Here is a 22,925-nt window from a genome sequence, read left to right as displayed (position 1 = left end):
TACGCATCGCCCGACGCTTCGGTTTGCAGGACGGCGCCTGCACCCGGGGCGCCTCAGGTGGCGCGGCAGATTTTCAGCATGTTGGTGCCGCCCGGCGCGCCCATCGGCTCGCCGCAGGTGATGGCGTAGACGTCGCCGCTCTGCACGATGCCGCGCTTCTTCAGGTGCGACTCGGCCTGCTCGAGGGCCGTGTCGCGGTCGGTGTGCGAATCCATCAGCAGTGGGCGCACATTGCGAAACAGCGCCATCTTGCGCTGCGTCGACAGGCGCGAGGTGAGCGCGTAGACCGGGATGTGGGCCGAGTGGCGGCTCATCCACAGCGGCGTCGAGCCCGACTCGGTCAGCGCGACGATCGCCTTGGCGCCCAGGTGGTGGGCCGTGAAGAGCGCGCCCATGGCGATGGCCTGGTCGATGCGGGCGTAGGTGTGGCCGCTGAAGTCGGTGTCGCGCGCCGTGTCCTCGGCCTGCTCGGCGGCTTCGCAGATGCGGCTCATCTCCTGCACGGTCTCCAGCGGGTAGCGGCCGGAGGCGGTCTCGGCGCTGAGCATCACCGCGTCGGTGCCGTCGAGCACCGCATTGGCGACGTCGCTCACCTCGGCGCGCGTGGGCACCGGGTTGGTGATCATCGACTCCATCATCTGCGTGGCGGTGATGACCACACGGTCCATCTCGCGCGCCATGCGGATCATCTTCTTCTGCAGTGCCGGCACGGCCGCGTTGCCGACCTCGACCGCGAGGTCGCCGCGCGCGACCATGATGCCGTCGCTGGCGCGCAGGATCGCTTCCAGGTTCGGGATCGCTTCGACCCGCTCGATCTTGGCGATCATTCCTGGCCGGTGGCCGAACTCGGCCGCGGCCACGTTGCAGAGCTGGCGCGCCATCTCCATGTCGGTCGCGTTCTTCGGGAAGCTCACCGCCACGTAGTCGGCCTGGAAGCTCATGGCGGTCTTGATGTCCTCCATGTCCTTGGCCGTCAGCGCCGGCGCCGTGAGGCCACCGCCCTGCTTGTTGATGCCCTTGTTGTTCGACAGTTCGCCGCCGAGCAGCACGGTGGTGTGCACCGCCTCGCCCTTGACCAGGTTCACGATCAGCACGATGAGGCCGTCGTTGAGCAGCAGGCGGTCGCCGGCCTTCACGTCGCGCGGCAGGTCCTTGTAGTCAAGGCCGACGGCGTCGACGTCGCCAAGCTCGGTGCGTGACGCATCGAGCACGAACTTGGCGCCCGGCTCGAGCCAGATCTTGCCCTGCGCGAACTTGCCCACGCGGATCTTCGGGCCCTGCAGGTCGGCCATGATGGCCACTTCGCGGCCGGCGCGGCGAGCGGCTTCGCGCACCATGGTCGCACGGTCGATGTGGTCCTGCGCGGTGCCGTGGCTGAAGTTCAGCCGCACCACGCTGACCTTGTGAATGATCATCTGCTCGATCAGTTCGAGCGTGTTCGACGCGGGGCCGAGCGTCGCGACGATCTTGGTGGCATGGCGGGGAAGGCGGGTCGTGTCCACAGTGTCTCCTGGGGCTGTCGGGGAATCCGTTCCGCGGGCGGACCGGGGTTTTGGCACAATTCTCACATGTGGAGATGTCGTTGCGCGATACGACACGGTTGCTTTGACAACCCCACGCACTTGATCTTCGTCATCACCCCTTCCGATGAATGCGTTACGGTGCACACCCGCGCCGTCGTTTTTCCTTTCTTTCGCCTCGTCTTATGCAGACCCCAACCGATCCTGTTCCCACGCCCCTGTCGCCGGACATGCCGCTGCCGCACCGCAAGGTCATCCGCTCCTGGCTGATCCCGATCTCGCAGCGCACGACCGTTCGCGCCTTCGTGCTGCTGGCCATCGATTACCTGCTGTTCGGTGCGCTCGTCACGGGAACGGTGCTGCTCAAGCCGGTCTGGCTCAAGCTGCTCGCCGGACTGCTGGCGGGCTTCGTCATCGGCCGGCTCTTCATCATCGGCCACGACGGCTGCCACCAGAGCCTGACGCCGCACCGTCGCCTGAACAAGTGGCTGGGCCGCATTGCCTTCCTGCCCTCGCTCACGGCCTACAGCCTCTGGGACATGGGGCACAACGTGGTGCACCACGGCTTCACCAACCTGAAGGGCGTCGACTTCGTCTGGGCGCCGCTGACGCAGGCCGAGTACCGCGCGCTGTCGCCGGTGCGCCGCGCCCTCGAGCGCATCTACCGCAGCGGCTGGGGCCCCGGCCTGTACTACATGGTCGAGATCTGGTGGAAGAAGATGATGTTCCCGTCCCGCGCCACGATGGGCAACAGCTACCGCCCGATCTTCGCCAAGGACTGCGCGCTCGTGACCGGCTTTGCCGCCCTCTGGATCGCCGCGCTGAGCACCGCCGCGCTGGCCACCGGCCAGTCGGTGCTGCTGGCGCTGCTGCTCGGCTTCGTGGTGCCGATGGCCTTCTGGTTCACCATGATGGGCTTCGTGATCTACGGCCACCACACGCACGTCAAGGTGCAGTGGCACGACGAGAAGGCCGCCTGGCAGCGCGCGCAGCCCTTCGTGTCGACCACCGTGCACCTCACCTTCCCGCTGCAGATCGGTGCGCTCATTCACCACATCATGGAGCACACGGCGCACCACGTGGACATGAGCATCCCGCTCTACAAGCTGAAGGAAGCCCAGAAGATGCTCGAGCACCTGCTGCCCGAACGCATCATCGTCCAGCCTTTCTCCTGGAAGTGGTACTTCTCCACCGCCCGCGCCTGCAAGCTCTACGACTTCTCGCGCCAGTGCTGGACCGACTTCCAGGGCCGAGCGACCAGCGCGATGCGTGCGCCCGCGGCGGCCATGGCCTGACACCCGGCCCGCGACGACGACAGCAAAAAGCCCGCGAATGCGGGCTTTTTCATGGGCGTGGAGTGGGCGTTCAGCCGGCCGCGCGCTTGCTGAGGATCTCGAAGGCCGGCAGCGTCTTGCCTTCCAGGATCTCGAGGAAGGCGCCGCCGCCGGTCGAGATGTAGCCCACGTCCTTCTCGATGCCGTACTTGGCGATGGCGGCCAGCGTGTCGCCACCGCCGGCGATCGAGAAGGCCTTGCTCTCGGCGATGGCGCGGGCGATGGCTTCGGTGCCGTGCGAGAAGGCCTCGAACTCGAACACGCCGACCGGTCCGTTCCACACGATGGTGCCGGCTTCGCGCAGTTGTGCGGCCAGCATCTCGGCGGTCTTGGGGCCGATGTCGAGGATCAGGTCGTCGGCCTCCACCGCATCGGCGGCCTTGACGGTGGCCACTGCATCCGCTGCGAAGGTCTTGGCCGTGACCACGTCGACCGGGATCGGCACCGCCGCGCCGCGCGCGCGCATCGCCTCGATCACCGCCTTGGCCTGGTCGAGCAGGTCGGGTTCGGCCAGCGACTTGCCGATCGACAGGCCCGACGCCAGCATGAAGGTGTTGGCGATACCGCCACCCACGATGAGCTGGTCGACCTTCTCGGCCAGTGCCTTGAGGATGGTGAGCTTGGTGCTGACCTTGGAGCCGGCGACGATCGCCACCAGCGGCCGGGCGGGGTGCGCCAGCGCCTTGGTGATGGCATCGATCTCGGCGGCCAGCAGCGGGCCGGCCGAGGCGATCTTCGCGAACTGCGCGATGCCGTAGGTGGTGGCTTCGGCGCGGTGCGCGGTGCCGAAGGCATCGTTCACGTAGATGTCGCACAGCGCGGCCATTTTCCTGGCGAGCGCCTCGTCGTTCTTCTTCTCGCCCTTGTTGACGCGGCAGTTCTCCAGCAGCACGACCTGGCCCGGCGCCACGTCGACGCCGTCGACCCAGTTCGCCACCAGCGGCACCGGGCGGCCGAGCAGCTCGGCCAGGCGCTTGGCCACCGGCGCCAGCGAATCGGCGGGCTTGAAGGCGCCCTCGGTCGGGCGGCCGAGGTGGGACGTGACCATCACCGCCGCGCCGGCGTCGAGCGCGGCCTGGATGCAGGGCACCGAGGCGCGCACCCGCGTGTCTTCGGTGATGCGGCCCGCGTCGTCCTGCGGCACGTTGAGGTCGGCACGGATGAAGACGCGTTGGCCGGCAACCTTGCCTTGCGCACAGAGATCGGTGAAGCGGATGACGTTCATGGGAGGTGAGATGAAGGTGAAAGGAATAAGAAAGCTTTAACTATTGTAGTTTTCGCGCTTCCTGCCACTACCAGCCAAGACCCAGGTGCAGCGGCAGGTAGACCGCCATGCCCACGAGCATCGTGCCCAGGACGCCGCGCCGCCAGAAATAGTAGGCCGCGCCCGCCAGGGCACCGAAGATGCGCGCGTCCTGCCAGGTGGACACGAGGTGGCCCTGTGTCATCACGATTTCCGGCACGATCACCGCCGCCAGCGCGGCGACCGGTGCGTAGTGCAGCGCGCGGTGCGCCCACTCGGGCAGGCCCCAGGGCCGGTCGAGGATGAAGAAGAAGCAGCGGGCCAGGACGGTCACGCCGGCCAGGCCGACGATGACGGCCAGGCTCCAGAGGTCGGTCTCGCCGCTCATGGAAGACCTCCGCCCTGCGGGCTGCGGTGCTGAGCGCCTTCGGGCGGCCGGGCGGCGCTCATTCGTCCGCCTCCGCCGGATCGCGGACGAACTGCTTCTCCAGCCAGAAGCACAGCAGCACCGCCACGCCGATGCCGGTCACGATGTTGAGCTTGAGCGGCAGCGCATAGGCCGCCACCGCCGTCGCGCCGGCGATCAGCGCCGACAGGACGCGCAGGCGCGTGGTCGCCATCGAGCACAGGATGCCCACCAGGCTCAGCACGCCGGCGAAGCCCAGGCCCCAGGCCTGCGGGATCAGGTTGGCCAGCGCGATGCCAACGGTGCTCATGCCCATCCACGCGCTCCAGGTGATGAAGTAGCCGCCGGTCAGGAAGGCCTCCTGCGCGCGCTCCTCGTCGCGGGTGACGGGCGGAGCCGGGTAGCGCGTGGTGAAGGTCGCGTAGCTCAGGTCGGCCGTCAGGTAGCCGTGCACCAGTCGGCGCCAGCGCGGCATGTGCATCAGGTAGGGCCGCAGGTGCAGGCTGAACACCACGAAGCGCAGGTTCACGCAGAAGCCAGTGGCCAGGATGACCCAGGCCGGCGCGCCGGCCACCAGCAGCGGGATGGCCGCCAGTTGCGAACTGCCGGCGTAGACCAGGAAGGTCATGGCCAGCGCCTCGATCACGCTCATGCCCGACTTGACCATGGCCACGCCGGTCATCAGGCCCCAGGCGCCGATGCCCACCGCCATCGGCGCCATGAGCGCCACGCCTTCGCGGAAGGTCGGGCGACGGCGGATGTCGGCGCTCAGGAACATCAGCCGAACACCTGGCCGGCCTTCACGTCGAAGCCGTGCAGGAAGTCGGCCACCGGCAGGCGCTTGCCGCCGGGGCGTTGCAGTTCGGTGAAGCTGACGATGGAACCGTGCGCGGCGACCTCGATGCCGGCCGGAGAAACGGCCAGCACGGTGCCCGGCGCGTCGGCCACCGTAGCGTCGCGCGCCCGGGCCGCCCAGAACTTGATCGCGGCGCCGTCGAGCGTGCTGCTGGCGCCAGGGAAGGGGTCGAAGGCGCGGACGCGGCGCACGATCGTCTCGGCATCCTGCGTCCAGTCGACCGCCGCCTCGTGCTTCTCGATCTTGTGCGCATAGGTCACGCCGTCGGCCGGTTGCGGCACCGGCTGCAGCGTGCCGGCCGCGGCCCGGTGCAGTGCGTCGACGATCAGGCGGCCGCCCATGAAAGCCAAGCGGTCGTGCAGCTGGGCCGTGCTGTCGTCGCCGATGGCGAGCGACTCGCGCAGCAGCATGGCGCCGGTGTCCAGTCCGGCGTCCATCTGCATGATGGTCACGCCTGTCTCGGCGTCACCCGCTTCGATGGCACGGTGGATCGGCGCGGCGCCGCGCCAGCGCGGCAGCAGGCTCGCGTGGATGTTGAGGCAGCCCAGGCGCGGCATGTCGAGCACCCATTGCGGCAGGATGAGGCCATAGGCCGCGACGACCAGCACGTCGAGCGCGGCGGCCTGCAGCGTGTCGTGCGCCGCCTGCGCCTCGTCCGGGTACTTGCCGTCGAGCCGCAGGCTGCGCGGCTGCGCGACGGGCCAGCCGTGCTGCAACGCGAACTGCTTGACCGGCGAGGCTTGCAGCTTCATGCCGCGGCCGGCCGGGCGGTCGGGCTGGCTCAGCACCAGCGCGATGTCGAAGCCGCCGGCATGCAGCGCTTCGAGCGCGACGCGGGCGAACTCCGGCGTGCCCGCGAATCCGATCTTCAGGGTCAAGACGGCCTCATCGGCGATCGACGTCGCGCATCAGGTCGTCGGCGGTGTGATAGCGCGCCACCCCCCCGGTCGGGTCGATGTAGATGTGCAGGAGGCGGTACTGGTTGAGGGTCTTGAAGCGCCAGGTCCAGATCACGCCGTCGAAGGACGACACGCGCGTGATCTCGAAGGGCCGGCCGTAGGTGCGCATCACATCGGCCTCGCGCCACACGCCGGGGCGGATGGTGCGGTCGAACAGCGCCGGGTCGAGTTCCTGACGGATCGAAACGACCCGCCCGTCGGCGTCGAGGTCGACGTTGTTCACCTCGGTGCCCATCGGTGCCCGCGAGTACTGCAGGCGTTCGCCAGCGGCGAGCGGGTACACGGCGGTCGGCGTGCCCAGGCGCTGCAGGGCATCGGCGCGCGTCGTTCCCAGCGGCAGGCGGGTCGGCTCGCTGATGCAACCTGCCAGCAACACGCCGGTCAGTGCGAACGACAGCGCGCGACGGCGGGTCACCGCCCGGCGTCCCGCAGCTCTTCGCGCTGCTGCTTGAGCAACTTGCTCTTGATGCGATTGCGCTTGAGCGGCGACAGGTACTCGACGAACACCTTGCCCAGCAGGTGGTCGAGCTCGTGCTGGATGCAGACCGCCAGCAGGCCGTCGGCCTCGAGGGTCTGCGGATTTCCGTCGGCATCGAGCGCCGTCACGCGGACGGCCGTGGAGCGCTCCACGCCGTCGTAGATGCCGGGCACCGACAGGCACCCCTCCTCGTTGAGTACCTTCTCGTCGCTGGCCCACACGATCTCGGGGTTGATCAGGACGATCGGTTCGTCGCGCTCTTCGGAAACGTCGATGACGACCAGCCGCTCGTGGACGTCGATCTGCGTGGCCGCCAGGCCGATGCCCTTGGCGTCGTACATGGTTTCGAGCATGTCGGCGACCAGCGCCTTGATGCGCGCATCCACGCCCTGCACGGGCTTGGCCACGGTGTGCAGGCGCGGATCGGGGAAGCTCAGGATGGTTCTTTTGGCCATGAAACGGGAAGGAAATTGTGGCTATTTTCGCCAATTCCAAGCCGTGCCGGCGCCGGCAAACGCGATAAGCGTTGCCGATTCAAGGGCTTCAGCGCAAAATTCGTTGCAAATTGTGAGGATTCGTACGCCCGGCGTGGCGACTGCGTGACCATCGAAGCAACCATGAACAAACTCCGCATCCATCGCCGGCGGCCGGCCGTCCTTGCAACGCTGGCGACTCTCGCCGCGATCGGCTTCGGCAGCACGGCGCTGGCGCAGAACTATCCCGTCACGCCGCAGCAGCGTGCCACCGCGCAGCAGACCGCCCAGGCCGGCATTCCCGTCAGCGAACTCGCGCCGAACGCCCCGGACGAATACACCATCAAGTCCGGCGACACGCTCTGGGCCATCTCGCGGCTGTACCTGCGCAGCCCGTGGCGCTGGCCGGAACTGTGGGGCATGAACCTCGCCGAGATCCGCAACCCGCACCGCATCTACCCCGGCCAGGTGCTGTACCTGGACAAGACCGGCGGTCGAGCCCGCCTGAGCACGCGCCGCGGCGGCATGGGCGGCGACCAGACGATCCGGCTGTCGCCCCGCACCCGCTACGAGTCCCTCTCGGGCATGGCGCTGCCGACGCTCAATCCCTCCCTGATCGAACCCTTCCTCAGCGAACCCATCGTGGTGGACGAGGGCACGCTGCTGGCCGCGCCCCGCATCGTGGCGGGCAACGATGGCCGCGTGCTGCTGGCGCGCGGCGACCGCGCCTATGCCCGCGGCGAGACGAATTCGCCCCTGGTCGAGACGGCCGGCCCCATCAAGACCTTCCGCATCTTCCGCAACGCGACGCCGCTGAAGGACCCGGGCACCGGCGAGATCCTGGGCTACGAGGCCCAGTACCTCGGCAAGGCGCAGTTGCAGCGCGGCGAATCGACCGAGCGCTCGATGGAGGGCGGCAAGGAGCTGACCACCGTCGTGCCCGCGACCATCGACATCGTGGCCGCCCGCGAGGAAATGCGCGCCGGCGACCGCCTCCTGCCCGAGCCGGCCCGCCAGTTGCTCAGCTACACGCCCCACGCGCCGACAGCCACCTTCGAGGGCCGCATCGTCTCGGTCTACGGCAACGCGGTGCAGTTCGCGGCGCAGAACCAGGTGGTGGCCATCAACAAGGGCCTGCGCGACGGCATCGAGAACGGACACGTGCTGGCCATTCTGAAGAACGGCGAAACCATCGTCGACAAGACCGGCGCCGCCAAGGAAACGCTCAAGCTGCCGAACGAACGCATCGGCCTGCTGATGGTGTTCCGCCCCTTCGACCGGGTCTCGTACGCGCTGGTGCTCGAGATCAGCGACACGCCGAAGGTTGGCGACCTGCTCGTCAACCCCTGAGCTGACGCTTCACCGCCCGTCCGCGTGGACCGCGACGAACTGGCCGACTGGCTTCGGCTCACGCTGACGCCCGGCATCGGTGACACCGCGGCACGCCGGTTGCTGGCCGCCTTCGGCCTGCCGGAGAACATCTTCCGGCAACCGGCCGCGGCCCTTCGCCAGATCGTGACGCCCGCCCAGGCCACCGCGCTGCGGCAGGCGCCCGAGGGGCTGGCCGCACAGATCGGCCTGACGCTGCGCTGGCTGCAGGAGGTCGAACCCGACGGCGTGGTGCGGCGCCTGGTGACGCTGGGCGACGCCGCGTATCCCACGTCGCTGCTCGAGACGGCCGACCCGCCGGTGATGCTCTACCTGCTCGGCGCGGTGGACTTCGATCTCACCCAGCTGGGCCGGAGCCTGGCCATCGTCGGCAGCCGCAACCCGACGCCACAGGGCGAGGCGAATGCAAGGGCCTTCGCACGCGCCTTCGTCGAGGCCGGTATTCCGATCGTGTCGGGCCTCGCCCTGGGGATCGACGGTGCGGCGCACCAGGGCGCGCTCGACGGTGCAGCCGCAGCGCCGGGCCGACTGACCACCGTGGCGGTGGTGGGGACCGGCCTGGACCGCGTGTACCCGGCACGCCACCGCGCGCTGGCGCACCGCATCACGGCACATGGCCTGATCGTCAGCGAGTTCGCGCTCGGCACGCCGCCGCTGAACCAGAACTTTCCGCGGCGCAACCGCATCATTTCGGGCCTGACCCGGGGCACGCTGGTGGTCGAGGCCGCGCTGGCCTCCGGCTCGCTCATCACGGCCCGCATGGCGGCTGAACAGGGCCGCGAGGTGTTCGCCATCCCCGGCTCGATCCACTCGCCGCAGTCGCGCGGCTGCCACGCGCTGATCCGCCAGGGCGCCAAGCTGGTCGAGTCGGTGCACGACGTGCTGGAGGAGCTGCCGACGGACGAAGCCACCGTGACATCGACCGCGCGCACGCCGCACAACCACCTCACCGTGCCGCCCGAGGCGGTCGCCCTGCTGGCCTCGCTGGGTTTCGATCCGGTCGGCCTCGACGAACTGGTGGCGCGCACCGGCGAGACCACCGCGCGGCTGCAGGCGCTGCTGCTCGAGCTCGAGCTCGCCGACCATGTGGCACGGCTGCCCGGCGGGCTCTTTCAGCGCCAGGCACGCGGCTGACGCACGATCGACGCCTCGGGATGCGCAGCATCCACGCAACAGCACGGACGCAGCGCCGCTGCTGGGCTATATTGACCCATGTTTGAAGTGCTCGTGTTCGTCTACGAAAACTACTGGCGCGGCGACGCGTGCCCCGAACCCGAGCAACTGAGCCGCAAGCTCAGCGCGCACGGCTTCGAGGCCGACGAGATCCGCGCCGCCTTGCAATGGCTCGACGAACTCAGCGCAGTGACGCAGGGCCTGCCCCTGGAGCGCGGCGTCGATGCGTCGGAGGTGACGATCGGGCTTCGCGCCTCCACCGGCAGCGTGCGCGCCCCCTCGGCCGACGCGATGCGCATCTACTCCGCCGCCGAGCAGGATCAGCTCGGCGCGGAGTGCCTGGGCTTCATCCATTTTCTCGAGGCGGCCGGTGTGCTGTCGGGTACGTTGCGCGAGATCGTGATCGAACGCGCCATGGCCACGTCCGAGCAGCCGATGGCGCTCGACGAGCTCAAGATCATCCTGCTGATGGTCCACTGGAGCAGCGGCATCGAGCCCGACGCGCTGGTGCTCGACGAACTGTGCGACGGGCGCGAAGGCCGCATCGCCCACTGAACGCTGCCGGCCGACTCGGCCAGGCAGGCGTCAGTCCAGCAACCGCTCCGGGTTCGCGTCCAGCTTGGCCAGCGCCTCGCGCGTGGCGCGCACCGTGAGCGTCTCTTCCTCGGCCGGCACCAGGAGGCCTGCCTGCAGGTAGGACGCCAGACGACCGGCCTGGATCAGGAAGCTGCGGCCATCGGCCGAGGCGAACAGATGCAGCTGCTTGCGCGTGCTGCGCCAGACGAACTGCACCTGGCTCGCCCGGTTGTTGTGGTCGAGCATGAACCAGTTGCCGACCTGCAGTTCATGGGCCCACGCCAGCATGTCTTCCTCGACCTTGACGCCGGTGTCCGGCACGACCTCGATCGACGCGGCGTCGACGCCCAGCAGCAGTTCGATGCTGGCGGCGTCGAGCGGCAGGTCGCTGGTGCCCTCGTCGCTGACGAAGTCCTCGAGGTTGGCCAGACGCACGGCCATCGCCTCGATCTTGGCCTGGGGAATCGCCTCGGTCTTGGACATGAAGGCATCGGACAGCGTGGCGCCGATCGTCTTGATATGCGCCTCCTGCGGGTCGCCGACGATGCCGAGCAGGGCCATGCCGGCACGCAGGCGCTGCAGCAGCTTGGGCAGGTCCTGGATCACACGGGTGCGGTCGTTGCGGTTGGGCTTGGCGCTGGCGGCCCACACCAGCTCGGACGCCGCGCGCTTGAGCGTGACGGTCTGGTCGTCCTGCGCGCCGTACTTGAGGGCCGCGATGGCCAGCACCTCGGCCCACACCTTGAACAGGAATTCGCGGATCTCGTCGCGCACCGGCATGTCGTTGAGCATCTTGCGCAACTCGATGGTGTACTGGATCGCCATCGTCTCCTTCTGCTCGACCTGCTGCGCCACGCTCATCACGCGCTGCGTGGTGTCACTCTGGGTCAGGTACTTGTTCAGGAAGGCGACGAATTCGTCGAACACGAGCTTGAACACGCGCTGGCCGGTCTCGGGGTATTGCTCGATGACCTGCACCACGCGGCGGATCTCGCCCTCGAGCGCACTGCCCGAGATGGCGGCGGCGTCGAAGCCCATCACGACCGAGCCCATGCGGTCGATCAGCATGCGCGCCGGGTGCTGCAGCGTGCCGAAGAACTCGGGCTCGGCGATCGCCACCCGCAGCACCGGCATCTGCAGGCGCGCGAACCAGACGCGCGCCGAAAAGGGAATGCGCTCCTCGGCCAGGATGGCCTGGAACATCAGCGCCACGATCTCGACCGTGGCCTTGTCGGCCGTGGTCGGCGCACGTCGCTTGAGTTCGCTGCTGCGGCGGCGCAGGTCGGCGGCGCTGTGCTGGAGGGCGGTGGCATCGTTGCCCACCACGTACTGGGACGACGCGGCCTGGTAGGCGGCGCCAGCGTCGGCGATGGCGGCGGCGAAGGCCTGCGGCACCAGCACGCCACCGCCGCCGGCCACGGCGCCCTGGCCGGCGGACCCGCGCTGCTGCGAGAAGTCGCCGCCGATGCGGGCGGTAACGAAGCGCTTGAGGTTCATCAGCACGCCCTGGGCGCGCTGGCGGGCCATCAGCAAGGGCGTGCCACCGGTGGCGCCCAGCACATTGCCGGCGGCGCTCCCGCCCGACGGGCGCCCCTGCATGGCGCCCGTCATGCCGGCCCCGCCCATGCCCGGCGTGAAGTGCTGCGTCCCGGTGGCCACCTGACCACCGTGGAAGCCGCCGCCATTGCCGCCACCCAGCGGCATGGCCCCCGAGCCGGACGCGCCGGTGCGCTTGACGAAACTCTTGAGGTCGATCTCGGGCATGACGCCCTTGTCGATCAGGTAGGTGTTGGCCGCCTTGTAGGCCTCGGCGGTGGCCTCGACGATCTGGCGCTCGATCACGTCCTGCACCCGGGTCCAGAGCACCCGCGTCAGGCCGACCGCCAGCCATTGCTCGACCAGCACCTTGGCGAGGGCCTCGGGCCGGAGCACGTCCTTGCTGTCGAGCTCGACGCCGTCTTCCAGATACTGCACGCGCAGGCGCAGGTCGTTGATCTCGAAATTCGCCTTGCCCTGGATCGCCTGCGCCAGCCGGGAGGACAGGATGGTGGTTTCGACGACGTCGTCGCCCATCAGCTCCAGCCGGAGCGAATTGGAGTTGCCGGTGGCGACCGCCACGCCCAGCGTCTTGCGCCAGGCGACCTGCGACGCCGTCACCCAGCGCGCGCCCTGGCCCTGAAAAGACAGGAAATCGTCGCGCCAGTTCTGCATGTCACGGGCACTGCCCATCGCATTCGCCGCCGACGTGAGCCGCTCGCGGATCGCCTGCTCGGTCGGCTCGATCGCCGCGACGGTGGCGGAGACGAAGCGCTCGCGTGTTTCGCGCGCGATTTGCAGGGAGATGGCGTGAGGCCGCGCAGTGCTCATGAAAAGTCAGGATTGCAAGTAAACGTCATCGGACCCTGCGAGCTTGCCCGGGTCTGACGCGCTGCACAAGTGCGCACCATGCTCGGCTACCCGAACGGCGTATGGGAATGGCCGATTTGACCACGTCGGGGTCGATCAGACGGCGGCGCCGGCGTTCGGATCGTCCGGGTCGCCGTCGCGCTTGGGCGGCGCCTTGATCAGGTCTTCGCGCTTGACCCCCAGCCACATGGCGATCGCCGCGGCCACGAAGCACGACGAATAGATGCCGAAGCAGATGCCGATGGTCAGCGCCAGGGCGAAGTAATGCAGCGTCGGCCCCCCGAAGAAGAACATCGACAGCACCACCAGCTGCGTCGAGCCGTGGGTGATGATGGTCCGGCTGATGGTCGAGGTGATCGCGTTGTCGATCGTCTCGACCGTGCTCATCTTGCGGTAGCGCCGGAAGTTCTCGCGGATCCGGTCGAAGATCACGACCGATTCGTTCACCGAATAGCCCAGCACCGCCAGCACCGCTGCCAGCACCGCCAGCGAGAACTCCCACTGGAAATAGGCGAAGAAGCCCAGGATGATCACCACGTCGTGCAGGTTGGCCAACACGGTGGACAGCGCGAACTTCCACTCGAAGCGGAAGGCCAGGTAGATCATGATGCCGATCACCACCATGGCGAGCGCCTTGAGGCCATTGGTGGTGAGCTCCTCGCCGACCTGCGGGCCGACGAACTCGTTGCCGCGCAGCACGGCGGTCGGTTCGACCGCCTTGAGCGCGTCCATCACCTGCGCGCTCTGCTGCGCCGAGGTCTGGCCCTTCTGCACCGGCAGGCGGATCTGCACGTCGCGCGAGGTGCCGTAGTTCTGCACCTGCACATCGGGGTAGCCGAGCTTGCCGACCGTCTCGCGGACCTTGCCGACGTCGACCGACTGCTGGTAGGCGACCTCCATCACCGTGCCGCCGGTGAACTCCACCGACAGGTGCAGCCCGCGGTGGGCCAGGAAGAACACCGCCAGCGCGAAGGTCACGAAAGAGATGATGTTCAGCACCTTGGCATGGCGCATGAACGGGATGGTCTTGTGGATGCGGAAGAATTCCATGGCCTGCGCCCCTTATTTCGCTTCGACCACGGCCGTGCCGTCGGTCTTGGGCCGCCACACCGTGCCGATCGACACGGTCTTGAGCTTCTTCTTGCCGCCGTACCAGAGGTTCACCAGGCCACGCGAGAAGAACACGGCCGAGAACATCGAGGTCACGATGCCGATGCAGTGCACCACCGCGAAGCCGCGCACCGGGCCGGAACCGAAGGCCAGCAGGGCCACGCCGGCGATCAGCGTCGTCACGTTCGAGTCGAGGATGGTGCCCCAGGCGCGGTCGTAGCCGGCGTGGATGGCCGCCTGCGGCGAGGCACCGTTGCGCAGCTCCTCGCGCACGCGCTCGTTGATCAGCACGTTGGAGTCGATCGCCACGCCGATGGCCAGCGCCATGGCGGCGATGCCCGGCAGCGTGAGCGTGGCCTGGAGCATCGACAGGATCGCCACCAGCAGCAGCAAGTTGACGGCCAGCGCGATCGACGAGAACACGCCGAACAGCGCGTAGTAGGCGCACATGAAGACCATGATGGCGATGAAGCCGTACATCACGCTCTTGAAGCCCTTGTTGATGTTGTCGGCACCCAGGCTCGGGCCGATGGTGCGTTCCTGGATGATTTCCATGGGCGCGGCCAGCGAGCCGGCGCGCAGCAGCAGCGCCAGGTCGGCGGCTTCCACCACGCTCATCGAGCCGGAGATCTGGAAGCGGTTGCCCAGCTCGCCGTTGATCGAGGGGGCCGTGAGCACTTCGCCCTTGCCCTTCTCGAAGATCAGCATCGCCATGCGCTTCCTGAAGTTGTCGCGGCTGACGTCGCGCATGATGCGGCCACCCTTCGCGTCCATCGTCAGATCGACCTTGGGCTGCTGGGTCTGCGAGTCGAAGCCGGGTTGCGCGTCGGTCAGGTTCTCGCCGGTGACCAGCACCTGCTTCTTGACGATGATGGCTCGCCCTTCGCGGTCCAGAAAGCGTTCGGAGCCGAAAGGCACCGGTCCGTTGCCGAGCTCCGCCGCGCGGCCTTCGGTCGACTCGTCGACCAGGCGCATCTCGAGCGTGGCGGTGCGGCCCAGGATGTCCTTGGCCTTGGCCGTGTCCTGCACGCCAGGCAGCTGCACGACGATGCGGTCGATGCCCTGCTGCTGGATCACCGGCTCGGCCACGCCGAGTTCATTGATCCGGTTGTGCAGCGTGGTGATGTTCTGCTTGAGCGCCGCGTCCTGCAGGCGGCGGGCCGCCTCGGGCTTGATCGAGGCGGTCAGCTTCCAGTCGCTGCCTTCCTGGCTGTCGACGGTGGAAAGGTCCGTGAACTGGTCCTGCACCAGCTGCTTGGCAGCCTGGAGGCTGGCCGCGTCGCGGAAGCGGACCTCGATGGTCTGGCCGTTGCGGCTCACCGCGCTGCCGCGGATGTTCTTGTCGCGCAGGCTGGTGCGCAGATCGCCGGCGAAGGCCTCGGCCCGCTTGTCGATCGCGCCCTTCATGTCGACCTGCAGCAGGAAGTCGACGCCGCCGCGCAGGTCCAGGCCCAGGTACATCGGGAAGGCGTGCAGCGCCGTCAGCCAGGTCGGTGAACGCGACACCAGGTTGAGCGCCACCACGTAGGGCGGGTCGCTGGCGTCCGGCACCAGTGCGCGCTGCAGGACGTCACGCGCCTTGAGCTGGTCGTCGGTGGTGGCGAAGCGGGCGCGCACCGAGGTGGCGTCCAGCGTCATCATGTCGGGCGTCAGGCCGCCGGCCTTGAGCGCTTCCTGTACGCGGGCCTGCGTGCCCGCGTCGACCTTCACAGTCGTCTTGGCCGCCGACACCTGCACCGCAGGGGCCTCGCCGAAGAAATTGGGCAGGGCATAGACGAGCCCCACCAGCAGCACGATCACGATGATCGCGTACTTCCAGACCGGGTAACGGTTCATGATCGCGCTTTGTGCGGCAGTGCCGCATGGACTGACACAACTTACTTGATGGCGCCCTTGGGCAGCACCTGGACCACGGCGGTACGCTGGATCTTGACTTCCACGCCGCCGGCAATCTCGAGGCCGAGATACTGGTCACCCACCGAGGTGATCTTGCCCAGCAAGCCGCCGGCCGTGGCCACTTCGTCGCCCTTGGCCAGCGCTTCAACCATGGCCCGCGCTTCCTTCTGGCGCTTCATCTGGGGGCGGATCATGACGAAGTACAGCACCACGAACATGAGCACCAGCGGCAGCATGCTGCCGAGCGAGGACAGCATGTCGCCGCCTCCGGAAGCAGCCGGTGCGGTCTGGGCGAAAGCAGAGGAAATGAACAAGAGAGTCTCCAGCAGAAGAGAGAGTAGAAAGAGCGCGGACGGGGTTCGCGCCTGCGTGGCCACGATGGGCGACCACGGCGCGCAGCAGGGGGCCGCGCGCAGCATCGCGCATTGTATTCGGCGGGGCGCAGCGCATCGGGACCTTCCCCGCGGAACGCCTCGGGGCATTCCGGAGGCGCTGCGACACGTTGCCCCTCCGCGGGGGGGGCAAGAACAAGCGCAGCGTGAGGAGGCAGGAACGAGCCCGGAACGGGCTCGTCGGGAAGACAAAAATGTTGCGAGGCGCCCCGGGCGAAGGAGGGGAGGGAGGGAGGAGGAGGAGAATCGCTCCGGGATTTCAACGCGGCACCATGACAGCGCCACGAAGACCTCGCAACATGAAAACAGTGGGCTCCTGAAGAGCACGAGCCGGTATGAGCACCGGTCGAGGAATCGGGTTCCCGATGTCGCGCGAGGGTTTTGTGACCAATTGCTTCGCCACGCGGCGTGCCGTCCGACCCTGCAAGACTCAGGGTGGATGACGCCACCCCCGGCCGGGGCGCTTAGTCTCATGGCTTTGAAGCCGGTTCGCGCAGTCACATCGCGACACTAAAATGCGCCGGCTCACGAAGGACGACCATGCTTTATCCAGAACTCTTCAGACAGCTCGAGTCCGTCCGCTGGGACATGGACAAGGACATCCCCTGGCAATCGTTCGACGGCGCCAAGCTCTCGGACGAACAGGCGCAGACGATCAAGATGAACGCCATCACGGAATGGGCGGCACTGCCGGCCACCGAGATGTTCCTGCGCGACAACCGGCACGACAGCGATTTCTCCGCCTTCATGTCGATCTGGTTCTTCGAGGAACAGAAGCACTCGCTGGTGCTGATGGAATACCTCAAGCGCTTCAGCCCGCAGCACGCGCCGACCGAGCAGGAACTGCACGACATCCGCTTCGACTTCGACCCGGCGCCGCCGCTCGAGACGCTGATGCTGCACTTCTGCGGCGAGATCCGCCTGAACCACTGGTACCGACGCGCCGCCGAATGGCACACCGAGCCGGTGATCAAGCACATCTACACCACGCTCAGCCAGGACGAGGCGCGCCACGGCGGCGCCTACCTGCGCTACATGAAGCGCGCCATGGAGAAGTTCGGCGACGAGGCCCGCGCCGCCTTCACCAAGGTCGGCGTACTGATGGCGAGCGCGCGCCGCACCGCCCAGGCGCTGCACCCGACCAACCTGCACGTCAGCAAGGCGCTGTTCCCCAACGACACCATCCAGAGTCGCATGCCCGACCCGGACTGGCTCGAGCACTGGCTCGACCACCAGATCAAGTTCGACGCGGCGTGGGAAACCAAGGTGGGCGAGCGCATCCTGCACAACCTCAGCCTGCTGATGAACCGCAGCTTCAAGAGCGTGCAGGAACTCAACAAGTACCGCAAGGAACTGGCCGCCTCGCTCGGCCCGAAGCCGGAATACCAGGGCGCCTGAGCCCATCAGGCCTCGGCAGCGACGGCGACCGCACGCGGGCGATGCCATCATCGCCCCATGGACGCCGCCACCCTCGCCTTCGACCGCCACCGCCCGCGCCTGAAGGGCATCGCCTACCGCATGCTGGGCTCGGTGGCGGAGGCCGAAGACGTGGTGCAGGACGCCTGGCTGCGCTGGAACGAGGCCGCGCACGACGCCCTCGACAGCGCCGAGGCCTGGCTCGTCACCGTGACCACGCGCATCGCCATCGACCGGCTGCGATCCGCCCAGGCGCAGCGCACGCACTACGTCGGCACCTGGCTGCCGGAGCCGTTCGTGAGCGACGGGCCGGCCACACCCGAGCAGTTGCTGGGCCGCGCCGAGGACCTCTCGATGGCCTTCCTTGTGGTGCTGGAGCGGCTCACGCCGGAAGCGCGCGCCGCCTTCCTGCTGCGCGAGGTCTTCGACGTGGACTACGACGAGATCGCCCGGACGCTCGGAAAGACCGAGGCGGCCTGCCGCCAGCTCGTGCACCGCGCGAAGGCGCAGGTGCGTGAAGACGATCGCCCCAAGCAGGCCGTGTCGCGCGAGATCCACCTGCGCCTGCTCGGCGGCTTCGCCGAAGCGGCACAGCGGGGCGACCTCCACGCCCTGAAGGCCCTGCTGGCGGAAGACGTGGCGATCGTCAGCGACGGCGGCGGCAAGGTGCCGTCCTTCGGCCAGCCGGTCGTCGGCGGCCAGCGCGTGGCGCAGATCTATTTCGCGGTGGCGCGCCGCTTCCCGGGCGCGGTGCGTGTGGAAGTGGCCAACGTGAACGGCGCGCCCGGCCTGCTGCGCTGGGTCGACGGCCTGCTGGAGTCGGTGCAGAGCATCGAGTGGGACGGCGAGCGCATCGCGCGCATCCATGCCCAGCGCAACCCGGACAAGCTGGCGCGGATCGCCGCGGAATTTTCACGCTGAGCGTCAGGCACGTCACAAACGCGGAGGCTGGCGCGTCTTGAGGGTGTCATCACTTTTCAAGACAAGGAAACCGCCATGAACAGCCCCCGCCTCCCCTGGTTCAAGATCGCACCGAAGGCCTACCAGGCCATGCTCGGCGTCAACGGTGCCATCGCCGCTCATACCCTCGGCCAGCGCCTGTACGAGATCGTCCAGACCCGCGTCTCGCAACTCAACGGCTGCGCCTTCTGCCTCGACATGCACGTGCGCGACCTGCGCAAGGCCGGTGCGCCCTGGCAGCACATCAACAGCATCGCCACCTGGCGCGAGGTCGGCTTCTACGACGCCCGCGAGCGCGCCGCGCTGAACTGGGCCGAGAGCATCACCCGCCTGGTCGAACACCACGGCGATCGCGATGCCGATTTCGCCCAGTTGCAGGCCGTTTTCAGCGACGCCGAAATCGTCGACCTGACCGTGCTGATCGCGCAGATCAATGCGTGGAACCGGCTGGGCGTCGGCATGCACCTGCCGGTGGCCGACAAGCCGATCGAATAGGCTTCAGCGTCGCTCGACAACGATCGCGGCCATGCGCAACTCGTCGCGCACCTGCGCGACCGTGGCAGATGCCGCCTCGCGCGTGGCGAAGGGACCGGCCTGCAGCCGGTGCGTGTCGGCATCATTGAAGACGCGCAGCAGCGGTGCCAGCGTCGGCAGGCCGCGCGATGCACGGGTGCGCAGGTTCTCGGCGCCATCGCGCTCGCGGAAGGCGCCGAGCTGGACCCAGAAGCCGGCGGGCGCGATGTTCGTTGGCGCATCGGCGGCCAGCGGGGCGGGCGATGCCATGGGTGACGGCGCCATCGGCGGCAACTCGGTCACGATCAGCGGCGCAGGCGGCGGTGCTGCCGCGGGGACGACGGCCTGCGCTGTCGCGTCGGACGGTGTCGCAGCGACGCTGGCCGCCCACCCGGACGGCACCGACACCGCCGTGTTGACGATCGGTGCCGCGGGCGGCGCCGCCGCCAACATCGTGTCGCCGCCACGGCGCCAGGCGCCGGTCCGGATGTCCTCGTTCGTCAGGCGCTCGATCTCCACCGGCGCGACCCCGCGCAGCAGGTCGAGCTTGGCCGCCGCCGTGTAGCTCAGGTCGATCACGCGCCCGTCGTGGAACGGGCCGCGGTCGTTCACCCGCACGATCACCTCGCGGCCGTTGGCCGGGTTGCGCACCCGCACGTAGCTTGGCAGCGGCAACGTCTTGTGCGCAGCCGTCATGGCGTACATGTCGTAGGGCTCGCCGCTGGCGGTCGACTGGCTGTGGAATTTCGTGCCGTACCAGGAGACGAGGCCCGATTCGCGAAACGGCCGGTCGTCGGTGATCGGCGTGTACGCGCGGCCGAGCACGGTGTACGGTTTGCTGGTGCCGCCGCTGCCGCGGACGGGCTCGACGCGCGGTTCGGCGTCAGGCACGGCGCTGAGGTTGGAGGGCGGGCTCGTCGGTGCACCGTCGCGACCGAAGGACCCGCCCTTGGGGCCGCTCGCACAGCCCGCCAGCACCAGGGCCGCGCCGATCAAGGCCAGCGCAGCGGGGCCGCGGCCCGGTGTCATCCGATCAACCGAAGACCGCATGCCACAGCGCCAGCATCGCTTCGCGCTCCGGCGCCAGGCCGGGCAGCGGCACCTGCGTGGGCTCTTCGTTGAGCCGGGCGCGGTGCTGCACGCGGCGCAGTTCGCGGTAAGCAGCCGCCGCGCTGCGGCCGACGTCGTCGGGCAGCAGCCCGGTCGCCTCGGCGCGCTGCAGCAGCGCGATATTGCCGAGGTTCGGCACCAGCTCGCGATGCAGGCAGGCCTGCGACAGCACCAGGTACTGCACGGCGAACTCCGCATCGACCATGCCGCCCGGGCTGTGCTTGACGTCGAAGCGCCCGGCCTTGACCGGGTGCGCCGCACGCACCTTGTTGCGCATCGCCACGATCTCGGCCTTGAGTGCCTCGCGGTCGCGCGGCGCGCAGATGACGGCGTCGCGCACGCGGTCGAAGCGTTCGCCCAGGGCGGGGTCGCCCAGTACGAAGCGGGCGCGGGTCATGGCCTGGTGTTCCCAGGTCCACGCCGTGTTGCCGCCGCGGCCCAACTGGTATTTTTCGTAGGCGGCGAAGCTGGTGGTGAGCAGGCCCGAGTTGCCGTTGGGCCGCAGCGCGGTGTCGATCTCGAACAGGTCGCCCTCGCGCGTCTTGACGGTGAGCCAGTTGATCAGCTTGCGCACGTAGGCGGCATAGACCTCGCCAGCGCGCTCGTCGTCGTCTTCATAGACGAAGACGATGTCCAGGTCGCTGCCGTAGCCCAGCTCCTTCCCGCCCAGCTTGCCGTAGCCGATGATGGCGAACTGCGGCGTCTCGCGGTGGCGGTTGCGCACATGCGGCCAGCACCAGCGCGCGGTGACGCGCAGCACGGTGTCGGCCATGGCGCTCAGGTCGTCAGCCACCTGCTCGACCGTGATGCGGCCGTCGACGTCGCGCGCCAGGGTGCGGAAGACTTCGGCATGGTGCGCGTGGCGCAGCAGGTTGAGCAGGCGCTCCTCGTCGTCTTCGCCGGTGCGGCGCAGCGAGGCCAGGCGCATCTCCAATTCGCGCTCGAACTCCTCCGCGTCGAAGCGACCGGCCAGCATCTCATCACTGGCCAGCTCGTCGATGACGCCCGGGTGCTGCATCAGGTAACGCGCGGGCCACTTGGCCGCGCCGAGCAATCTCAGCAGCCGCTCCTGCACGGTGGGACGTTCGACCAGCAGCGCCAGGTAGCTTTCGCGGCGCAGCAACGGCTCGATCCAGTCGGCCCAGCGCAGCGCGGCTTCGGTGCGCTGCGCGCCGGCCTCGTCGCCGTCGGCGGCCTGGATCCAGTGGCCGGTGCGGCGCACCAGCTGCCGCAGCCGGGCGCGGGTCTCGTCGCGCAGCGCCAGGATGCGCGGGCTTTCGCGCCAACGCTCCATGCGCGCGCCGAAGGCCGCGGGCAGTTGCGCGATCAGGTCGTTCAGGTCGATCGGTGGCTCGAGCTTCGTCTTGCCGTTGCAGCCGACGCATTGCTTGTCGCCGCCCAGCAGCTTGTCGAACTCCTGCGCCACGAACTCGCGGTGGCTGTCGAGTTCGGCCAGAAAGACGCAGCTGTCGGCCAGGCCGAGGGAACGGGCGATCCAGCGCACATCCTCGTCGTCGACCGGCAGCACATGGGTCTGCTGGTCGTCCAGGTACTGGATGCGGTGCTCGACACGGCGCAGGAAGGTGTAGGCCGCGGCCAGCGTGTCGGCCGTCTCCTGCGGCATCAGTCCGGCGCGGGCCAGCCGCTGCAGCGCGTCGAGCGTGGGCCGCGTGCGCAGTTCGGGGAACTGGCCGCCACGCACCACCTGCAGCAGCTGCACGGTGAACTCGATCTCGCGGATGCCACCGCGCGACAGCTTCACGTCGTTGGCCCGCTCGGGCCGGCCGGCGCAACGGCGCAGCGCCTGTTCGCGGATCTGGCGGTGCAGCGTGCGCAGCGCATCGAACACGCTGTAGTCGAGGTAGCGGCGGAAGACGAAGGGCAGCACCACGCTGCGCAGTGCCTGGGCCGAGCCGTCGACCACGACCGAGGCCGGCGCGACCACGCGGCTCTTCATCCAGGCGAAGCGCTCCCACTCGCGGCCCTGCACCTGCAGGTATTCCTCGAGCGCATCGACCGACACCACGCTCGGCCCCGAGTTGCCGTTGGGCCGCAGCGCCAGGTCGACGCGAAAGACAAAGCCGTGCTCGGTGGTCTCGCCGACCAGCGCGTAGAGGCGCTTGACCGCGTGGGCGAAGTACTCGTGGTTCGAGATGCGGCCGCGGCCGGCCGCATCGCCGGTGGTTTCGCCGTCCTGGTCGTAGAGATAGATGAGGTCGATGTCGCTCGACACGTTGAGTTCGCGCGCGCCGAGCTTGCCCATGCCCACGACCCAGAACTGCGCGCGGCGGCCGTCCGGGCCGATGGGCACACCGTGGCGCGCGTCGAGTTCGGCCGCGCTCTCGGTGCAGGCGATGTCGAGCGCGAACTCGGCCAGCTGCGTGACCGCCGTGGTGACGACGGCCAGCGGCGCCTGCGCGTCGCAGTCGAGCGTGACGAGCCGTTCCATGACCAGCTGGCGGACGATGCGCAGCGCATCGGCGGCACTGTCGCCGCGGGCACGCAGTTGATCGTAGGCCTGGGCCATGGCCGGACGCAGCGGCGCACCGGCCGGCAGCAGGTGCAACTCGTCGGCATAGCGTCGGCGCAGCCGCTGCACGAAGCGCGAATGAGACGACAACGGCAGCGTGGACTGCGGCGTCTCGGCGGCAGGCGAGGGATGCGCAAGGGCATCGGTCGGATCGGAACCTGTCGAGAGGCTGGGGGTCATAATTC

Annotated in this window: 20 protein-coding genes; 7 read left to right on the top strand and 13 right to left on the bottom strand. The window is 68.6% G+C overall.

Features of this window, described 5'->3' with window-relative positions:
* Positions 1-53 precede the first annotated feature (53 nt).
* On the bottom strand, positions 54-1,502 hold the full coding sequence (gene pyk / locus ACSFA2_RS10025; RefSeq protein WP_435455180.1) for a pyruvate kinase: 1,449 nt from the start codon (positions 1,500-1,502) through the stop codon (positions 54-56).
* Between the two features lie 203 nt (positions 1,503-1,705).
* On the opposite strand from pyk, the gene ACSFA2_RS10020 reads away from it, so the two are divergent.
* Entirely contained in the window at positions 1,706-2,815 is a 1,110-nt protein-coding gene (locus ACSFA2_RS10020; RefSeq protein WP_435455179.1) for a fatty acid desaturase, read from the top strand.
* A gap of 70 nt (positions 2,816-2,885) precedes the next feature.
* Here ACSFA2_RS10020 and ACSFA2_RS10015 read toward each other — a convergent pair whose 3' ends face one another.
* The 6 genes from ACSFA2_RS10015 to def all read right to left on the bottom strand — a co-directional run bounded on the left by ACSFA2_RS10015 (position 2,886) and on the right by def (position 7,251).
* A complete protein-coding gene (locus ACSFA2_RS10015; RefSeq protein ID WP_435455178.1) occupies positions 2,886-4,079 on the bottom strand; it encodes a phosphoglycerate kinase in 1,194 nt (397 codons plus the stop codon).
* Positions 4,080-4,146: 67 nt separating this feature from the next.
* Positions 4,147-4,485 carry an AzlD domain-containing protein gene (locus ACSFA2_RS10010; RefSeq protein WP_435455177.1) on the bottom strand — a complete coding sequence of 113 codons (339 nt, stop codon included), beginning with the start codon at positions 4,483-4,485 and terminating at the stop codon, positions 4,147-4,149.
* Between the two features lie 58 nt (positions 4,486-4,543).
* Complete coding sequence (locus ACSFA2_RS10005) at positions 4,544-5,281, bottom strand: AzlC family ABC transporter permease (protein ID WP_435455176.1); 738 nt, start codon at positions 5,279-5,281, stop codon at positions 4,544-4,546.
* The gene (fmt, locus tag ACSFA2_RS10000; protein ID WP_435455499.1) at positions 5,281-6,231 is read right to left on the bottom strand and encodes a methionyl-tRNA formyltransferase; all 951 of its coding nucleotides are present in this window, start codon (positions 6,229-6,231) and stop codon (positions 5,281-5,283) included. Before fmt ends, ACSFA2_RS10005 begins: the two co-directional genes overlap by 1 nt.
* A gap of 13 nt (positions 6,232-6,244) precedes the next feature.
* Positions 6,245-6,733, bottom strand: coding sequence for a hypothetical protein (locus tag ACSFA2_RS09995; RefSeq protein WP_435455175.1), 489 nt, complete (start codon positions 6,731-6,733; stop codon positions 6,245-6,247).
* The gene (gene def / locus ACSFA2_RS09990) at positions 6,730-7,251 is read right to left on the bottom strand and encodes a peptide deformylase (protein ID WP_435455174.1); all 522 of its coding nucleotides are present in this window, start codon (positions 7,249-7,251) and stop codon (positions 6,730-6,732) included. Before def ends, ACSFA2_RS09995 begins: the two co-directional genes overlap by 4 nt.
* A 162-nt stretch (positions 7,252-7,413) precedes the next feature.
* Here def and ACSFA2_RS09985 point away from each other — a divergent pair, with 162 nt between their 5' ends.
* From ACSFA2_RS09985 to ACSFA2_RS09975, 3 genes are all read left to right on the top strand, one after another.
* Positions 7,414-8,619: a LysM peptidoglycan-binding domain-containing protein gene (locus tag ACSFA2_RS09985; protein WP_435455173.1), complete on the top strand. Its 1,206-nt coding sequence runs from the start codon at positions 7,414-7,416 to the stop codon at positions 8,617-8,619.
* A gap of 24 nt (positions 8,620-8,643) precedes the next feature.
* Positions 8,644-9,792 (top strand): DNA-processing protein DprA, encoded by a 1,149-nt coding sequence (gene dprA / locus ACSFA2_RS09980; protein WP_435455172.1) that lies wholly within the window; start codon positions 8,644-8,646, stop codon positions 9,790-9,792.
* Positions 9,793-9,870: 78 nt separating this feature from the next.
* Positions 9,871-10,386 carry a Smg family protein gene (locus tag ACSFA2_RS09975; protein ID WP_435455171.1) on the top strand — a complete coding sequence of 172 codons (516 nt, stop codon included), beginning with the start codon at positions 9,871-9,873 and terminating at the stop codon, positions 10,384-10,386.
* 30 nt (positions 10,387-10,416) lie between these two features.
* Here ACSFA2_RS09975 and ACSFA2_RS09970 read toward each other — a convergent pair whose 3' ends face one another.
* From ACSFA2_RS09970 to yajC, 4 genes are all read right to left on the bottom strand, one after another.
* A complete protein-coding gene (locus ACSFA2_RS09970; protein WP_435455170.1) occupies positions 10,417-12,774 on the bottom strand; it encodes a DUF1631 family protein in 2,358 nt (785 codons plus the stop codon).
* A gap of 135 nt (positions 12,775-12,909) precedes the next feature.
* On the bottom strand, positions 12,910-13,863 hold the full coding sequence (gene secF / locus ACSFA2_RS09965; RefSeq protein ID WP_435455169.1) for a protein translocase subunit SecF: 954 nt from the start codon (positions 13,861-13,863) through the stop codon (positions 12,910-12,912).
* A 12-nt stretch (positions 13,864-13,875) separates the two neighbouring features.
* Positions 13,876-15,759, bottom strand: a complete 1,884-nt coding sequence (gene secD / locus ACSFA2_RS09960) for a protein translocase subunit SecD (RefSeq protein WP_435455168.1) — start codon at positions 15,757-15,759, stop codon at positions 13,876-13,878.
* A gap of 41 nt (positions 15,760-15,800) precedes the next feature.
* On the bottom strand, positions 15,801-16,133 hold the full coding sequence (gene yajC / locus ACSFA2_RS09955) for a preprotein translocase subunit YajC (RefSeq protein WP_435455167.1): 333 nt from the start codon (positions 16,131-16,133) through the stop codon (positions 15,801-15,803).
* A gap of 618 nt (positions 16,134-16,751) precedes the next feature.
* On the opposite strand from yajC, the gene ACSFA2_RS09950 reads away from it, so the two are divergent.
* The 3 genes from ACSFA2_RS09950 (at position 16,752) to ACSFA2_RS09940 (ending at position 19,082) form a co-directional block, all read left to right on the top strand.
* The gene (locus tag ACSFA2_RS09950; RefSeq protein WP_435455166.1) at positions 16,752-17,609 is read left to right on the top strand and encodes a ferritin family protein; all 858 of its coding nucleotides are present in this window, start codon (positions 16,752-16,754) and stop codon (positions 17,607-17,609) included.
* A 57-nt stretch (positions 17,610-17,666) separates the two neighbouring features.
* Complete coding sequence (locus ACSFA2_RS09945; RefSeq protein WP_435455165.1) at positions 17,667-18,548, top strand: RNA polymerase sigma-70 factor; 882 nt, start codon at positions 17,667-17,669, stop codon at positions 18,546-18,548.
* 75 nt (positions 18,549-18,623) lie between these two features.
* Positions 18,624-19,082, top strand: a complete 459-nt coding sequence (locus ACSFA2_RS09940) for a carboxymuconolactone decarboxylase family protein (RefSeq protein WP_435455164.1) — start codon at positions 18,624-18,626, stop codon at positions 19,080-19,082.
* A 3-nt stretch (positions 19,083-19,085) separates the two neighbouring features.
* Here the strand turns inward: ACSFA2_RS09940 and ACSFA2_RS09935 are convergent, their stop codons facing one another.
* Together ACSFA2_RS09935 and glnE are read right to left on the bottom strand one after the other, a co-directional pair.
* Positions 19,086-20,150, bottom strand: a complete 1,065-nt coding sequence (locus tag ACSFA2_RS09935; protein ID WP_435455163.1) for a septal ring lytic transglycosylase RlpA family protein — start codon at positions 20,148-20,150, stop codon at positions 19,086-19,088.
* The gene (gene glnE / locus ACSFA2_RS09930) at positions 20,134-22,920 is read right to left on the bottom strand and encodes a bifunctional [glutamate--ammonia ligase]-adenylyl-L-tyrosine phosphorylase/[glutamate--ammonia-ligase] adenylyltransferase (protein ID WP_435455162.1); all 2,787 of its coding nucleotides are present in this window, start codon (positions 22,918-22,920) and stop codon (positions 20,134-20,136) included. Before glnE ends, ACSFA2_RS09935 begins: the two co-directional genes overlap by 17 nt.
* Positions 22,921-22,925 lie beyond the last annotated feature (5 nt).

The sequence above is a fragment of the Variovorax cryoconiti genome, from assembly GCF_051216395.1.
GTDB lineage: Bacteria > Pseudomonadota > Gammaproteobacteria > Burkholderiales > Burkholderiaceae_C > Variovorax.
The sequence above is the reverse complement of the archived record's forward strand: the minus strand, read 5'-3'. Positions and strand labels throughout refer to the sequence as shown.

Bases quoted from the DNA above. Each gene is read 5' to 3' on its own strand.
- ACSFA2_RS09935 (WP_435455163.1), bottom strand. From the start codon at position 20,150: ATGCGGTCTTCGGTTGATCGGATGACACCGGGCCGCGGCCCCGCTGCG.
- ACSFA2_RS10020 (WP_435455179.1), top strand. From the start codon at position 1,706: ATGCAGACCCCAACCGATCCTGTTCCCACGCCCCTGTCGCCGGACATG.
- ACSFA2_RS10010 (WP_435455177.1), bottom strand. From the start codon at position 4,485: ATGAGCGGCGAGACCGACCTCTGGAGCCTGGCCGTCATCGTCGGCCTG.
- ACSFA2_RS09945 (WP_435455165.1), top strand. From the start codon at position 17,667: ATGGACGCCGCCACCCTCGCCTTCGACCGCCACCGCCCGCGCCTGAAG.
- ACSFA2_RS09970 (WP_435455170.1), bottom strand. From the start codon at position 12,774: ATGAGCACTGCGCGGCCTCACGCCATCTCCCTGCAAATCGCGCGCGAA.
- ACSFA2_RS10015 (WP_435455178.1), bottom strand. From the start codon at position 4,079: ATGAACGTCATCCGCTTCACCGATCTCTGTGCGCAAGGCAAGGTTGCC.
- ACSFA2_RS09950 (WP_435455166.1), top strand. From the start codon at position 16,752: ATGCTTTATCCAGAACTCTTCAGACAGCTCGAGTCCGTCCGCTGGGAC.
- secD (WP_435455168.1), bottom strand. From the start codon at position 15,759: ATGAACCGTTACCCGGTCTGGAAGTACGCGATCATCGTGATCGTGCTG.
- def (WP_435455174.1), bottom strand. From the start codon at position 7,251: ATGGCCAAAAGAACCATCCTGAGCTTCCCCGATCCGCGCCTGCACACC.
- glnE (WP_435455162.1), bottom strand. From the start codon at position 22,920: ATGACCCCCAGCCTCTCGACAGGTTCCGATCCGACCGATGCCCTTGCG.
- ACSFA2_RS09940 (WP_435455164.1), top strand. From the start codon at position 18,624: ATGAACAGCCCCCGCCTCCCCTGGTTCAAGATCGCACCGAAGGCCTAC.
- ACSFA2_RS09985 (WP_435455173.1), top strand. From the start codon at position 7,414: ATGAACAAACTCCGCATCCATCGCCGGCGGCCGGCCGTCCTTGCAACG.
- ACSFA2_RS09975 (WP_435455171.1), top strand. From the start codon at position 9,871: ATGTTTGAAGTGCTCGTGTTCGTCTACGAAAACTACTGGCGCGGCGAC.
- secF (WP_435455169.1), bottom strand. From the start codon at position 13,863: ATGGAATTCTTCCGCATCCACAAGACCATCCCGTTCATGCGCCATGCC.
- ACSFA2_RS10005 (WP_435455176.1), bottom strand. From the start codon at position 5,281: ATGTTCCTGAGCGCCGACATCCGCCGTCGCCCGACCTTCCGCGAAGGC.